Origin of the sequence: Ancylobacter gelatini (genome assembly GCF_022601675.1) — a bacterium.
GTDB classification, from domain to species: domain Bacteria; phylum Pseudomonadota; class Alphaproteobacteria; order Rhizobiales; family Xanthobacteraceae; genus Ancylobacter; species Ancylobacter gelatini.
The window spans coordinates 25,861-38,621 of record NZ_JAKVIL010000004.1; the positions used below are offsets into that span (position 1 = coordinate 25,861).

General features: G+C 67.1%; 25 protein-coding genes. 23 read left to right on the top strand and 2 right to left on the bottom strand.

The window, feature by feature from the left end; genetic code table 11:
* Position 1: 1 nt before the first annotated feature.
* From MKI84_RS08370 to MKI84_RS08445, 16 genes are read left to right on the top strand one after another with little or no spacing between them, the layout of a single operon-like run.
* Positions 2–223, top strand: coding sequence for a hypothetical protein (locus MKI84_RS08370; RefSeq protein ID WP_241618469.1), 222 nt, complete (start codon positions 2–4; stop codon positions 221–223).
* Positions 220–681, top strand: a complete 462-nt coding sequence (locus MKI84_RS08375) for a hypothetical protein (RefSeq protein WP_241618471.1) — start codon at positions 220–222, stop codon at positions 679–681. Before MKI84_RS08370 ends, MKI84_RS08375 begins: the two co-directional genes overlap by 4 nt.
* A complete protein-coding gene (locus MKI84_RS08380) occupies positions 681–2,771 on the top strand; it encodes a Mu transposase C-terminal domain-containing protein (protein ID WP_241618473.1) in 2,091 nt (696 codons plus the stop codon). Before MKI84_RS08375 ends, MKI84_RS08380 begins: the two co-directional genes overlap by 1 nt.
* Before the next feature lie 35 nt (positions 2,772–2,806).
* Positions 2,807–3,577 carry an AAA family ATPase gene (locus MKI84_RS08385; RefSeq protein ID WP_241618476.1) on the top strand — a complete coding sequence of 257 codons (771 nt, stop codon included), beginning with the start codon at positions 2,807–2,809 and terminating at the stop codon, positions 3,575–3,577.
* Positions 3,577–4,152: a hypothetical protein gene (locus MKI84_RS08390; protein WP_241618478.1), complete on the top strand. Its 576-nt coding sequence runs from the start codon at positions 3,577–3,579 to the stop codon at positions 4,150–4,152. The genes MKI84_RS08385 and MKI84_RS08390 overlap by 1 nt, the downstream gene beginning before the upstream one ends.
* Complete coding sequence (locus MKI84_RS08395; RefSeq protein WP_241618479.1) at positions 4,143–4,505, top strand: helix-turn-helix domain-containing protein; 363 nt, start codon at positions 4,143–4,145, stop codon at positions 4,503–4,505. The genes MKI84_RS08390 and MKI84_RS08395 overlap by 10 nt, the downstream gene beginning before the upstream one ends.
* Positions 4,495–4,830: a hypothetical protein gene (locus MKI84_RS08400; protein WP_241618481.1), complete on the top strand. Its 336-nt coding sequence runs from the start codon at positions 4,495–4,497 to the stop codon at positions 4,828–4,830. Before MKI84_RS08395 ends, MKI84_RS08400 begins: the two co-directional genes overlap by 11 nt.
* Entirely contained in the window at positions 4,814–5,344 is a 531-nt protein-coding gene (locus tag MKI84_RS08405; protein ID WP_241618482.1) for a host-nuclease inhibitor Gam family protein, read from the top strand. Before MKI84_RS08400 ends, MKI84_RS08405 begins: the two co-directional genes overlap by 17 nt.
* 17 nt (positions 5,345–5,361) lie before the next feature.
* A complete protein-coding gene (locus tag MKI84_RS08410; protein WP_241618484.1) occupies positions 5,362–5,577 on the top strand; it encodes a hypothetical protein in 216 nt (71 codons plus the stop codon).
* A complete protein-coding gene (locus MKI84_RS08415) occupies positions 5,574–5,924 on the top strand; it encodes a hypothetical protein (RefSeq protein WP_241618486.1) in 351 nt (116 codons plus the stop codon). The genes MKI84_RS08410 and MKI84_RS08415 overlap by 4 nt, the downstream gene beginning before the upstream one ends.
* Entirely contained in the window at positions 5,921–6,235 is a 315-nt protein-coding gene (locus tag MKI84_RS08420) for a hypothetical protein (RefSeq protein WP_241618488.1), read from the top strand. Before MKI84_RS08415 ends, MKI84_RS08420 begins: the two co-directional genes overlap by 4 nt.
* Before the next feature lie 11 nt (positions 6,236–6,246).
* Positions 6,247–6,483, top strand: coding sequence for a hypothetical protein (locus MKI84_RS08425; RefSeq protein ID WP_241618490.1), 237 nt, complete (start codon positions 6,247–6,249; stop codon positions 6,481–6,483).
* Positions 6,480–6,917: a thermonuclease family protein gene (locus MKI84_RS08430; protein ID WP_241618492.1), complete on the top strand. Its 438-nt coding sequence runs from the start codon at positions 6,480–6,482 to the stop codon at positions 6,915–6,917. The genes MKI84_RS08425 and MKI84_RS08430 overlap by 4 nt, the downstream gene beginning before the upstream one ends.
* The gene (locus MKI84_RS08435) at positions 6,914–7,663 is read left to right on the top strand and encodes a DUF7168 domain-containing protein (protein ID WP_241618494.1); all 750 of its coding nucleotides are present in this window, start codon (positions 6,914–6,916) and stop codon (positions 7,661–7,663) included. Before MKI84_RS08430 ends, MKI84_RS08435 begins: the two co-directional genes overlap by 4 nt.
* The gene (locus MKI84_RS08440; protein WP_241618495.1) at positions 7,660–7,866 is read left to right on the top strand and encodes a hypothetical protein; all 207 of its coding nucleotides are present in this window, start codon (positions 7,660–7,662) and stop codon (positions 7,864–7,866) included. Before MKI84_RS08435 ends, MKI84_RS08440 begins: the two co-directional genes overlap by 4 nt.
* Complete coding sequence (locus tag MKI84_RS08445) at positions 7,863–8,534, top strand: hypothetical protein (protein WP_241618498.1); 672 nt, start codon at positions 7,863–7,865, stop codon at positions 8,532–8,534. Before MKI84_RS08440 ends, MKI84_RS08445 begins: the two co-directional genes overlap by 4 nt.
* Positions 8,535–8,727: 193 nt before the next feature.
* Here MKI84_RS08445 and MKI84_RS08450 read toward each other — a convergent pair whose 3' ends face one another.
* Entirely contained in the window at positions 8,728–8,901 is a 174-nt protein-coding gene (locus tag MKI84_RS08450) for a hypothetical protein (RefSeq protein WP_241618500.1), read from the bottom strand.
* Here MKI84_RS08450 and MKI84_RS08455 point away from each other — a divergent pair.
* The 6 genes from MKI84_RS08455 to MKI84_RS08480 all read left to right on the top strand — a co-directional run bounded on the left by MKI84_RS08455 (position 8,900) and on the right by MKI84_RS08480 (position 12,152).
* The gene (locus tag MKI84_RS08455) at positions 8,900–9,556 is read left to right on the top strand and encodes a regulatory protein GemA (RefSeq protein ID WP_241618501.1); all 657 of its coding nucleotides are present in this window, start codon (positions 8,900–8,902) and stop codon (positions 9,554–9,556) included. The two genes, MKI84_RS08450 and MKI84_RS08455, sit on opposite strands and share 2 nt — an antisense overlap.
* The gene (locus MKI84_RS08460) at positions 9,553–9,912 is read left to right on the top strand and encodes a hypothetical protein (protein ID WP_241618503.1); all 360 of its coding nucleotides are present in this window, start codon (positions 9,553–9,555) and stop codon (positions 9,910–9,912) included. Before MKI84_RS08455 ends, MKI84_RS08460 begins: the two co-directional genes overlap by 4 nt.
* Positions 9,909–10,157 carry a hypothetical protein gene (locus MKI84_RS08465; protein ID WP_241618505.1) on the top strand — a complete coding sequence of 83 codons (249 nt, stop codon included), beginning with the start codon at positions 9,909–9,911 and terminating at the stop codon, positions 10,155–10,157. The genes MKI84_RS08460 and MKI84_RS08465 overlap by 4 nt, the downstream gene beginning before the upstream one ends.
* The gene (locus tag MKI84_RS08470; RefSeq protein WP_241618507.1) at positions 10,154–10,588 is read left to right on the top strand and encodes a hypothetical protein; all 435 of its coding nucleotides are present in this window, start codon (positions 10,154–10,156) and stop codon (positions 10,586–10,588) included. Before MKI84_RS08465 ends, MKI84_RS08470 begins: the two co-directional genes overlap by 4 nt.
* An 82-nt stretch (positions 10,589–10,670) precedes the next feature.
* Positions 10,671–11,033 carry a hypothetical protein gene (locus MKI84_RS08475; protein WP_241618509.1) on the top strand — a complete coding sequence of 121 codons (363 nt, stop codon included), beginning with the start codon at positions 10,671–10,673 and terminating at the stop codon, positions 11,031–11,033.
* Positions 11,034–11,036: 3 nt separating this feature from the next.
* Positions 11,037–12,152 carry a peptidoglycan-binding protein gene (locus tag MKI84_RS08480; protein WP_241618511.1) on the top strand — a complete coding sequence of 372 codons (1,116 nt, stop codon included), beginning with the start codon at positions 11,037–11,039 and terminating at the stop codon, positions 12,150–12,152.
* On the opposite strand, the gene MKI84_RS08485 is transcribed toward MKI84_RS08480, so the two are convergent.
* Positions 12,104–12,439 (bottom strand): hypothetical protein, encoded by a 336-nt coding sequence (locus MKI84_RS08485; RefSeq protein ID WP_241618512.1) that lies wholly within the window; start codon positions 12,437–12,439, stop codon positions 12,104–12,106. The two genes, MKI84_RS08480 and MKI84_RS08485, sit on opposite strands and share 49 nt — an antisense overlap.
* Positions 12,440–12,532: 93 nt before the next feature.
* On the opposite strand from MKI84_RS08485, the gene MKI84_RS08490 reads away from it, so the two are divergent.
* Positions 12,533–12,754: a hypothetical protein gene (locus tag MKI84_RS08490; RefSeq protein WP_241618514.1), complete on the top strand. Its 222-nt coding sequence runs from the start codon at positions 12,533–12,535 to the stop codon at positions 12,752–12,754.
* The last annotated feature ends 7 nt before the right edge of the window (positions 12,755–12,761 follow it).

Sequence of the window (12,761 nt, forward strand, 5' to 3'; positions counted from 1 at the left end):
CATGCGCGTCGCCCTGGCACAGCAGATCGAGGAAGTCGGCACCACGCTCGAAGAGCGGCGGGTCGAGTACAGCAGCAAGATTGCGCGCCGGCAGCTCGGCGTGTCGCTCGCCGATTTCCGCGTGCGCCGCCTCACGGCCGCGCAGCGGACGCTCGAATGGCTCCAGCGCAACGAGATGCTGATCCGCCAGCGGTGCCCCGAACTGTTCGGAGGCGAGGAATGAACCGGCGCCGCGACACCCGCACCCTCGACCTGTTTGCCGACTGGACGCCGCCGCCGGTCACCGACCGGCCGGACGAGCGCGTTCTGCGCGCCCGTACCCTTCGCGAGCGCATCGCGCTGGCGGTCGCCGAGGTACTGGAGGGTCAGCAACGCAGCCGCGAAGAGATCGCTGATGAAATGAGCACGTATCTCGGCGGCGAGGCTGTCTCCAAGGCCATGCTCGACAACTATGCCTCTCAGGCCAAGGACGAACACACCATTTCGTTCGCCCGCCTCGTCGCGCTGTGCGCGGTCACCGGCGACCATCGTCCGCTCCAGCTCGCGCTGGACCCGCTCGACCGGGTCAGCATCGAAAGCCGCTATGTCGGCGCTATCCAGGAGGCGATGGCGCGCGAGCAGATGGAGCGCCTTGAGCGCCTCGCCCGTGCCGGCCGCCGCCAGTGGCGGGGTGCGCGCTGATGACCATTGCGTCGGGCCGTGATCTCAACATCGGCGACATCGCCGCTCAGCTCGGCATCTCGCTGCGCGTGGCGCAGCAGCGCGCCAAGGAGGATGGCTGGCCGTATCGGATCGGCACAGGCACCGGGCGTCCGAAGGTGTACGACCTCGACACCCTGCCGGCCTCGGTCCGCAGCCAGATAGAGGCGCGGGCGGCGATTGAGGCCGCGAAGGTCGACACCTCGCGTCAGATTGCGATGGTGGAGACGTCAAATCTGACGGCTCGTCAGCGCGCGGTTATGGAGGCGCGGGCCGCGCTGCTGCTCGATATCGACCGCCGCGTGCTGATCGAGGGCTCGTCTGTGACGGCGGCGGTGCGTGGGCTCGCAGCCGACAGCGCCGCCGGTAGGCTCGACCCTGCGCTCGCAGCGGCATGCGCCGTCGCCAATGACCGCTCCGGCGGCAAGGCCGTCGTCAAGGAACGCATCCTCTTCGCCTGGCGCGCCGCGAAAGCGGCGGGCGGGGTGCCCGCCCTTGCGCCAATTCCGACAAAGACCGCTCAGGATATGCCGGGCTGGTTCCGGGATTTCCTTCCACGCTACGCCAAGCCGACAAAGCCCAAGGTCGCCCGCGTGTTGGCTGAGTGGCAGCGAGCCGAGCCCGGTCGCGACCTGCCCTCCTATCAGCAGGTCCGCCGCGTGCTCGACAAGCTCGGCGCTATCGACAAGATGCGCGGCCGGGAAGGCGCGCAGGCACTCAAAGCGCGGCAAGCGTACACCGCGCGCGACGCTTCCGACCTGCTGCCGACATCAGTCTATGTTGCTGACGGCAAGACCTTCGACGCGGAGATCGCGCACCCGTTCCATGGCCGGCCGTTCCGGCCCGAGCTGACCACGATCATTGACGCGCACACCCGCCGCATTGTCGGGTTTTCGGCAGCATTGGACGAGTCCGCCGTTGCGGTGACCGATGCGCTCCGCGTTGCGTGCATGGGCTCGGGCATCCCGGCGATTTTCTACACCGATCGTGGCTCCGGCTATGTCAACGACACGATGGATGCCTCGCTAACCGGCCTGCTCGGTCGGCTCGGCATCACACCAATGCGGGCACTGCCCTACAACTCGCAGGCGAAAGGCATCGTCGAGCGGCTCAATCACGAATGGAGCCACCTCGCGCGTGATTATGACACCTACATCTCGCGGGACATGGACCGCGAAGCGAAGAAAACGGCCCATCACGCGACCCGCCGCGAGATTGCCGTCGCCGGCACCTCCCGCCTGCTGCCGCGCTGGCCCGACTTTATCTCGGCCTGCATGCGCGCCATCGAAATTTACAACGCCCGGCCGCACCGTACGCTCGCATGGACCGTCGACGCCATCACAGGCAAGCGCCGGCACATGACGCCCGACGAGGCGTGGCAGGCCGGGTTGGAAAGGGGTTTCGAGCCGATCACGGTCTCCGCCGAGGAGGCAAACGACCTGTTCCGGCCGTGGACCACCCGCAAGGTGTCCCGCTGCGAGATCGAGATTTTCACGAACACCTACTTCGCGCTGGAACTGGAGCCGTTCCACGGCGACGAGGTGATCGTGGCTTACGACCTCCAGGATGCGACCCGCATCTGGGTCCGTGAGATCGGGCTTAATGCCGATGGAGAGCGCGTTCCCGGCAAGCTGATCGCGGTCGCGCAATTCGAGGGCAACAAGACCCGCTACGTTCCGGTCTCGGCCGAGCAGGCGGCGATGGAAAAGCGCGCCGCTTCGCGCGAGCGCCGCCTCATGGGCCATGTCGAGACCGTGCGCGAGGAGCTGCGGCCGACGCTGTTGCTCGAAAGCCAGACGCCGATCGACCACCTCTCAAAGCTGCATCCGCTGGCGCAGGACGATCGGGAGATTGTCGCGATGCCAGTGACCGTGCCGACGAACGGCCGGCCGACCTTCATCGACGACGTGCAGTACGCGCGCTGGCTGGTCGCCAATCCTGGCGCCGTCACCTCTGCCGACATCGCCTTCGTGCGCGACGAACTGCTCGGGTCCACTGCGGCCCGCGACGAGCTGCGCATTGCCGGCATCGACCTCGACACGCTGCGCGACGTCGCGCAGCGCGCAGCCTAACCGCCGCCTAAACCGTGAAAGGAGCGCAAACGACCATGCGCAACGTCTTTGTCGAAACTGAAAATGTCGGCCGGTTCAACGGCGCCTTGAAGGTGCTGGAGCGTCGCGGCGCTGCTGAAAGCTGCCTGATGGTGGTGGACGGCCTGCCGGGGCTCGGCAAGACCACGGCCCTGCACCGCTGGGCCGCGCAGAACCAGGCGCTGTTCCTGCGCGCAAAGCGCGAATGGGATGCCGGCTGGTTCATCGACGACCTGCTCGCCCAGCTCAATGTCGCCAAGCGCCATTCCTTCAAGGATCGTTTCCGGCAGGCAACGGAAGCGCTTGCCACCCGCCAGAGCGACTTCGCGATCCAGAAGCGCACCTTTGCGCTCGTCATCGACGAGGCCGACCATTTTTCCCGGTCGCAGCGGATCATGGAGACGATCCGCGACCTCAGCGACAGCATGGACCTGATCACCATCCTCGTCGGCATGGGCCGTATCCGCCACAACCTCACCGCCTTCCCGCAGATTTCCTCGCGCGTCGGGCAACGGGTCGAATTTGCGCCGGCTAGTCGCGACGACGTGGTCAAGCTGATCGCCGAGCTGTCGGACGTGCCGGTCGCCGACGATCTTGCCGGCTTCGTGCAGCAGGTCTCCGGCGGCTTCACCCGTGAGATCAAGGAGTCGATCACGCTGATCGAGCGGTTCGGAAAGCGCAATGGTTATGGCGCCGACAACCCGCTGCCGCTCGGCGCCATGCGTGGCCAGGTTATCGGAACCAATCGCGCCAACGGCCATGCCGTCATCGTGCCGGAGGGCGTGTGATGGCAGGCACCGCAACCCTGCTTGCCGCCGTGCTCGGGGCGATCGGCCGAGGCGCGCGGAGCATCGATGATCTCGACGCGCACCTGCCTATCCGCCGCTCCGACATCCACAGGACGGTACATCGGCTTGTCCTGCGCAAGTTGATCGCGCGGGAAGAGGCCGGCACCTATCAGCTCACGGCGCAAGGCGTGAGTGTGCTCGAAGAGGGCAGGGTGCTGCGCAGCGGCAACTATCGCCCCTTGACGGGTCGACGGGCGCCGAACCGCGACAGCTTCCGACAGCGCGCGTGGAATGCCATGCGCCTGCAACCTCGTTTCGAGGTCGACGATATCGTCATGCTCGCGCGCCGGGCCGACGACGGCAATGCGATCCGCAGCGCCTATCGCTTCGTCGATCTACTCAAACGATCGGGGTATGTCGCCGTGCTGCCGGCGCGTGCAGAGCGGATCGGCAGCACATCGGGCGCCCGCGTCTTCCGCCTCGTGCGCGACACCGGCGAGATCGCGCCGATGCACCGTGAAAAGCTCGGCGTGATGTCCGATCTCAACACCGGCGAGGACTTCCCATGCCGGTGAAAACCTATCCGCAACTCGATGACCGCTGCCTCGCGCTGCTGCGCGAGGCGCTGGAGCGGTACGGCACCCGCGACGCCGTCGCCGAGCAGCTTGGCGTGTCTCGCACCGCCGTCTCGCAGGCGCTCAATGGCCGCTATCCGGCCGATGTCCGCCGGCTCGCGGCGAAGATCGTCGAGCGATTTGCCGATCACATCGCGTGCCCTCACCTCGCCCGCGAAATTCGCTCGGCCGAGTGCGTCGAGCTGCGCGAGCGTCCGCTCACGCCGACCAGCCGCGAGGCTGTGAAGCAATGGCAGGCGTGCCGCGCCTGTCCCCTCAATCCCAACAAATCGGAGATCCGCAATGTCGGATGAAAGAGCGGCCGTCGACACGGCGGCCGTGACGCGGGCGGTGCGCACCGCGCGGCTGCTGTGCAGCTCGCGGCGGATGCAGACCGGGCTCAGCGTCGAGGAAGCGCAGAACCTCGGCCGTGTGCTGCTTGCGATGAATCTCGCAGCGAATTCCGCTGCCGACCTGCTGCTCGCATTCGACCAGACCTATGACCCCGCCAATGACGAACAGACGGCCGCCTACGACGTCCGCGTGGCGGAGACACAGCAGAATCTTGCCGGCGTCCTGCTGACGCTCGGTTTCATCCAGTTCCCGAAAGAGGAGGCCACCGATGGCCAAGAAGGCTAAGACGCTCGCCGTCAACCTGCCGGTGCCGCAGTGCACAGAGGATGCGACCACGGCCATCGCCGATATCGGCGGGCTGAACCGTGAGATCGGTCGGCTCTCCGCCGATGCCAACGACCAGATCGCCGATATCAACAGGGCGCTGGCCGACAAGGTGCTGCCGCTACAGGAGCGCGTCACTGCGCTGACTGAGGGGCTGAAGGTGTGGGCGGAGGCCAACCGGGCCGCGCTCACCAACGGCGGCAAGGTCAAGACCGCCAACCTCGTCACCGGAATCCTGTCCTGGCGAAACCTGCCGCCGAAGGTGGGGCTGCGCAAGGTCGAGGACGTCATTGCCGCCATCACGCGCATGGGGCTCGGCAAGAAGTTCCTGCGGACGAAGCAGGAGGTCGACAAGGAGGCGATGCTCAAGGACCCGGAAAAGGCACGCACCGTGCCCGGCGTGACCGTCGGCTCGGCCGGCGAAGAATTCATCGTCGAGCCTTTCGAGGTCGACGCTCCCGGCGTCCAGGCTTGACGGGGCGGAGCACGGTCATGAGCAAACGCCCCGCACTCCCGAAAGTCTACGTCGCCACTTCATTCGGTCGCGCTCCGCAAGGCGCGCTTCTCGGTGCGGTTAAGACGCGGTCTGGCCGCTCGCGCCTTCGCGTACATCTGCAGGGTGCGACGCGCGCCATCGTCGTCGACCCCGGCCGGGTCTACCTCGACCGCGCCTCCGCGCTCGCCTCGCTCGGCGAGGTGCGGTCATGACGATAGGTCACGATCCCAGTCACTACGACGCCATGGCGCGTGAAGCGTTCTACGACAACGAAATCGCCCCTGTGCTCGCCGCGCTCGGGCAGAAGTGCGAGGCACATGGCCTCAGCTTCCTTGCTGTTGCCGAGTGGAAGGCCGGTGAAACCGGCCATACCGGCACGGTCGCGGCCTCGGCCGGCTATGGCGTGCGACTGGTTCATGCAGAGATGCAGGCGCGTGGCAACGTCGACGTGCTGATCTTCGCCATCATGCGCGCCGCGCGCGAAAGCGGGCACTCGTCCGTGTGCCTCTCCATGTTGGGCGTGCCCCCGTGCGCCGGAGAGACGGAGGTGCGCCAATGACCGCGCACCCCTTCGGCGCCGGCGCCGCCATTCCTGCCGAGCTGCGCCGCCTGGTCGGCGTGGTCGACGTCATCCTCGCCAGCCTGCCGGCGGTCGACCACAGCCGCCGCGACAGCCATGCCGAGCATCGGAAAGCGGCGGTGGCCGCGCTCGATGACCTCGCCCGAACCGAGGGCGCACGCTGGCGCGACAAGGGCTCGGAACTGTCTGTCACGCTCGGCGGCATCCGCGCCTCGTCGACGCGTGGTGCAGCAGCCGCGCTCCAGAACTGGCGGACGGCCGTCGCTCAGAAGATCGGGGGTGTGGGATGAGGCGGACCCGCTTGTTTCGCTATGCGCCGATGTCGCGGTGGACGGTCCCAATCGCCCTGCGGCGGATGGAATGCCGGATCGAGGACGCGAAGGCTGCTCTGGCCGACATCGCCGGCATCTGGGGCGATGTAGACCAGGGCGCTGTCGACACCGCCGACCAGATCATCGTCGATCTAGATCGGTTCCTCGCGGATCAGAAGGCCATGGTCGCCGAGAAGATCGCTGCCGGGGAGGACGTCGGACCATGAGCCGGCTTTTCCCTTCGACCGCCCTCGTCGCGGTCCTGCTGATCTCCACCAGCGCCGGCGCCGGGATCTACGTCACCGATGGCGACACGATCATCGTCGACCGCGAGCGCATCCGCATCGTCGGGATCGACGCGCCGGAGACGCGCCGCTCCCGCTGCGACGACGAGTTGCGCCGGGGCCTTGAGGCCAAGGCGCGCGTCGTTGAGCTGCTGACGGCCGCCTGCGGGGCGCTGCCGGCGGCTCAAGCCTCGTGCATCGACATCGAGCGCCAGCCGAAGCGCGACCGCTACGGCCGCACGCTGGCGCGCATCCGGGTCGACGGCCGGGATCTCGGGGAGCGCCTCATCAGCGAGGGGTTGGTGCGGCCGTATATCTGCCCGAAGGGGCGGTGTCCGGCGCGCCAGCCGTGGTGCATGGCGGGGGATTGGCCATGACGCGCGATCTCTCCCGTCTGAAAGCCCGCCTCGACGCCCTGCGCCGCATGACCACGGCGAACGGCTGCACCGAGGCCGAGGCGCTGAACGCGGCCGAGAAGGCCGCAACTCTCCTGGCCGAACTCGGCATGTCGGATGTCGAGATCGACGCTCACCTTATGGGTGAACTGGAGATCGGCATCGGCAGCCGGCGCACGCCGATGGTCAGGGTGTACAACGCCATCGCCACCTTCTCGGGGTGCAAGGGCTGGCTGCTGCGCCGAGAGCGCCGGCTCACCTATGTGTATTTCGGCGCTCCGGCGAACATCCTCATCGCGGAGTACGTGCATGAGGTCTGCCGCCGCGCCGCCGATACCGCGACGCGCGGGTTCAAGCGGAGTGACGTCTATCTCCGCCGCCGTACCTCCAAGACCCGTGCCCACGCGTTGCGGGCTTTTCAAGACGGCTTTGCCATCGGCCTCGCCGGTCAGATCATGCTCGGCCTCTGGCGCCGGCATGGCGTCGCCGATCGCCCGCACGATGAACGGCAGGCCGTGGTGACGGTCGCGATGGCGCCGGTCGAGGCCGAGCTGGCGCGGCGCGGCGTCGCATTTCGGAACCTGCCGGCCTTGAAGGTGCCGGGCCGACCATTCCGCGACGCGGCGCGCGGCGATGGCTATGGCGCTGGCCGGTCCGTCGACATCGATGCGCCGCTCGCCGGCGGTCGCGCTGGCGTCAGTCTCTTGACCTCGGGAGGCCGGCGATGATCCCGTCGCTCGATGCTCCGCTCACCACCAGGACACTCGTCGGGCTGCGCCAGCGCGCCCGCGAGGCCGCGCGCATGGCGCGACTCCTGAATGCGGCCGGTCATCGGGCGGCGGCGCTTGAAATGACCGAGGCGGCGATCCTGCTCGGCAGCGTCGTCAACATCCTGCGCAAGGATTTCGACCGGGCCGGGGGATGCAAATGACCGCCATGCTCCCCTTCGGCGCCCGCGCCATCATGTCCAGCCGGCAGGAGCCGCCGGACAGCCTCGATTTTTTCCCGACGCCGCCATGGGCGACGCGAGCGTTTGTCAAATTCGTGGCGCTGCCGATCCTCGGCGTAAATCCCGATCTGGACATCATCGACGAGCCGGCCTGTGGCGAGGGCCATATGGCCGAACCGCTGCGAGAGACTTTCCAGTTCGTCAGCGCCAGCGACATTCATCCCTACGGGTACGGAGAGGTCTCCGACTTCCTGTTCTCAAATGATGCATGTGATTGGGTTTTCACCAATCCGCCTTTCAATCTCGCCGTCGAGTTCGTTCGCAAGTCGCTCTCGGTCGCGTCTCGTGGCTGCGCCTTTCTTGTGCGGACGGCTTGGCTTCACACGGACGAGCGCCACCACCTCTTCACCGAGCACCCTCCGCACGTCGTCGCCTATTACACCGAGCGCGTCCCGATGCATCGGGGCCGCTGGAAGCCGAAGGGCTCGACCGCCACGGATTATTGCTGGGTTTGCTGGGTGCGCGACGCCGCTCCGCGCCCTCCCATGTGGATACCGCCCGGCCAGCGCAAGCTGCTCACGCGCCCCGAAGATATCAGCCGCTGGTGCAAGCCGGCCGACCTGCCGCTGTTCGGGGAGGTCTCGCCGTGAAATGCACCTGCTGCCGCGACACGCGCACCGTGCTCGACATCGAGGGTCAGCCTCGTCCGTGCAGCCGTTGCAATGGCGACGCATGGGATCGCTGGGCCGCATCGCGCCGTCCGAAGGCCCGCGTCTCCGTTCCGGTCCGGGATGCCGGCGAGGAGCGCAATTGATGCCCCGCGCTCCCGCCCCGCACTCCGATCTACCGCCGCTCCTCGCTCTGGAAGTGCGAGGCCGGCTGTCGGTGCTGGCGCGCGAGCACCACGAATTGCGCCGCCGCCTCGTGCACATGGCGCCACGCTCGCTGCGGCGGCTGCGCGCCGAGGCCGACCTTGCCGCTCTCACCCGCTGGAACTCGGCCGAAAGGTCCGCTCATGACATCCCCGACCCAGCTCAAGCAGATCCACATGTATCGTAGGCGCGGTGATCTTGACGATGGTGCTTACCGCGCGCTGCTGGAGCGGCTGACCGGCAAGCGATCGGCGAAGGCCCTGTCCGACGCTGAGGCCGCGCGGGTGATCGCGCACCTCAAGGGTGGCGGATCGCGTCCGGCCGACACAGCGACCGGGCCGTATGCAGCGATCCTCAAGGCGCTATGGTTCGATGCGTGGCAGCTCGGCATCGTGCGCTCCTCGGCCGACAAGGCGATGATCGCGTGGGTTCAGCGTCAGACGGGGGTCGATCACACCCGATTTCTGACGGAGCCCGAACATGCCCGTCCCGCGATCGAGGGGCTCAAGGCGTGGATTTCGCGCGAGGCGGGCGTGGAATGGCCGAAGGCGCGTGGCGACGTTGCCGGGGCCAAGCGCGCCATCGCCCTCGCACAGTTTGAAAGGCTGGTTGCGATCGGCGCGTGGCCTCCTTTCGGAGCGCAGGCGCGGCCGGACCACCTCGACCTCGCAGCCTACGCTTATCGGCGCGGCGTCGCCGTCTCACGGCTGGAGGATTACGAAGAGCGCCACTGGGACTGGCTGATCAACAAGCTCGGCGTCTGGCTGCGCGGCGCGCTCAAGGCGAGGGCTGCGGCATGAAGGAGCTGACCCTCGAAGACCTGTCGCGGGAGGAACTGCTCGCGTGGATCAAAATGGTCGCCCTCTTTCGAGTCCGACAGGCCGATCTCCTGTCTGTTCGGCATTCGACCCTCAGCGACAAGTACCTTGCCGCAATGAGGAAGTATCACGACGCCTTAGATGCCGAAGGCCGCGCGATGATGGCGTGGCATGCCTGGAAAGGCGATGCCCGGCAGAAAAACCTCCTCGATCGCATTTATCTCGACCAGAAGGACGCCACTGAAAGGGCCCGCCGCGCCATGGACCGCGCGGACCGTGAGCAAGACCAGTGCTGGGCTGCGATTGACGCTGAATGGTCCAGGGAGCGCAGCTCATGAGCCGCCGCCGCGTCCCTCACGTCACCGACCACGCGGTCATCCGCTATCTGGAGCGCTCGCGCGGCTTCGACATCGAGGCCGTCCGTCGTGAGATCGGCCGCAAGGTCGCGCGAGGTGTCGAGGCCGGCGCCTGCGGCGTCGTCGTCGACGGCGTGCGGTTCATTTTGCGTGATGCGCTTGTCGTCACCGTCATGGACAGCGGGTCGCCGCGCGGACATAGCCCGGCCGATGAGGGCGAGCCATGAGCGAGGCGCGCTACAAGATCGTCCGTTCGGCCATGTACAAGACCCTGCGCGAGGTCGCGGAATATTGCGGCATGGACGCGGCGCAGGATCTCGTGCGGGTATTCGGCGGCACGCGACTCTGGGTGCCGCTCCGCTGGACGGCCGAGCACGATCTCAACCGCATCGGTGAGGCTCATGCGCGACGCCTCATTGACTGCTTTGGCAACTCCGTGCTCGATGTCCCACGCCGGCTACTCACTGCGGACGGCCTCGCCAACGTTATTGACGAGTTGTTGGCAGATGGGCTGGAGCATAACGAGATCGCCCGCCTCGTCGGTTGTTCACAGCGCACGGTGAGCCGGCGCCAGCACGCGCCCCGCGTTCCAGGCGCCGCACATTTGAGGCGCAAGGTCGATCCACGCCAGATCGACATCGACGATCTGCTCAAGTAGCGCCAACTGCGACGTTGTCGCGTCATTTAATACCCCCGACGCACGCCAAGGTCAGCTCCGAACCCTGCTTCGGAGCCCCATCATGCTGTTCCTGCTCGCTTGGGCGTGTTTTGGCGCGATCGCCGCGACGCTCATCATCTTCGTGCTCAATGTCTGGGATGGCGTCCCGGTCGCGAAAGCTGCCAATGGCGCCGCCTTGTGCGGATCTGCCGTCTTCGGGCTGGCAGTGCTCGCCGGTGGCGGTTCGTACGCGCTTTATCTTGCGGGCAACGGCCTCACCCAGATGGGCAGGTTCCACTATTTGACCGCAACGGCCCTCGGCCTCGCAGTCACCGGCGTGTTTCTGTCCTTCGGTCGCACCCGATGGCGTGCGGCGCTGTGCGGAGCGTCGACCGTCGCCGGTTTCCTGTCCGTCCTCGCGATCGTCCACGGCGCGGGGGTCTGAGCTATGCGGAACGCTCTCTCCATCATCCGCGAGATCGCGCCCGGCGCCGCGCCGGCCATTGTCTCCGCGCTTGCCCGTCAGTCTGCGATCGAGGACGCGAAGATCACCACACCGTTGCGCCTCGCACACTTCCTCGCCCAGGTCGCCGTCGAGACGGCGGGCTTCACCCGCCTGCGCGAGAGTGGTCGCTACTCCGCCAAGCGCATCGTCGAGGTGTTCGGCGTCGGCAAGCACTCGGCCGCCGTCACCCCGGCCGAGGCGAAGAAGCTCGCTGGAAATGAATACGCTCTCTTCGAGCGGGTCTATGGCCTCGGCAACCCGAAAAAGGCCCGCGAGCTTGGCAACATCAAGGTCGGCGACGGCTATCGGTTTCGTGGTGGCGGCGCGATGCACACGACCGGCCGCAACGGCTATGACCTTGTCGGCCTCGCTGATGATCCCGACCTGATCGAGACCGCAGACCATTGCCTGCGTCCGGCGTTGGACTACTGGGAGCGCAACGGCTGCAATGGCCTTGCCGACCAGAACGATATCCGTGCGGTCACCCGGCGCATCAATGGCGGATACAACGGCTATGCCGAGCGCGTCGCGTGGTTCAATCGCCTCTGGCCGCTGCTCCGTTCCGATCGCGAGCCGGAGCAGAGCTGGAAGGTAGCGCATCCCTCGGAGATGACCAAGCTGCTCCAGGGCCAGCTTGTCCAGCTCGGTTACGACCTGAAGGTCGACGGCCGCTATGGCCCCGCGACCACGGCGGCCGTGGTGGCCTTCCAGCGGGCGAACGGCCTCAAACCGGACGGCATCGCGGGCGACCTGACCAAATCCGCCCTGGCATCCCGCCTGTCGATCACGGCGGCCGCGCCGGGCTCCGAGGCCGTGGCGGAGCCGCCCCGCGCCGCGCCCCCGGTGGCGACGGGCTTCAGCCTCGCCGCGATCGGCGAGGGTGGTCAGAGGCTGATCGACCAAGCCGGCGTGCTCCAGGCTTATGCCGGCCTGTCGGACTGGGTCGGTTATGGCGCCCTGATGCTCACCGGCGCGGGCGTCGGCATCATCGCGATCGGGGTGGTCCGCTCCTACGTCATCCCGGCGATCTGGCCGGCGACTGCGCCGGTGCCGGCATGAACATCGTCGCTCTGCTTGCCACCACACGCGTCGGCCAAATCATCCTGTGGGTGGGTGGCGCCGCTGTCGCTCTCGGCGCGCTGGCCTTGCGCCTGCTCGCTGCCGGCCGCGCCCAGGAGCGGGCGAAACAGGACACCGCCGCCCTTAACAATCTTCGCAGCCGTCAGGAAACCGACGATGAAATTGCTCGCCTTGATGATCGTGCTCGCCGCGAGCGTCTGTCTCGCTGGGTGCGCGACGACAAGTTGTGACGGCTGGCGCCCGATCCGGCCCAGCTCGGCCGACATCGAGGTGATGTCGCCGTCGCTCGCCGGCCAAATCCTCGCCCATGACGAGCATGGCGAGAAAACATGCGGCTGGAAGCCGTAAGGAGACCAGCCATGAGTGACGAACTACGCGGGATCCACGAGCGCCTTGCGCGGATGGAAACCACTCAGGAGCACCAGGGCAAGCTGCTGGAGAAGATCGACAGCAAGCTCGACCGCCAGGATGCGCGCCTCGACGAGATCGAGAAACGCAGCGCCGGCTTTGCCGTCATTGCGGGCGGCGTCGTCTCCGTCGGCGTCAGTCTCATCACCGCAAAGCTGATGGGAAAGGCCTGACCTTGCC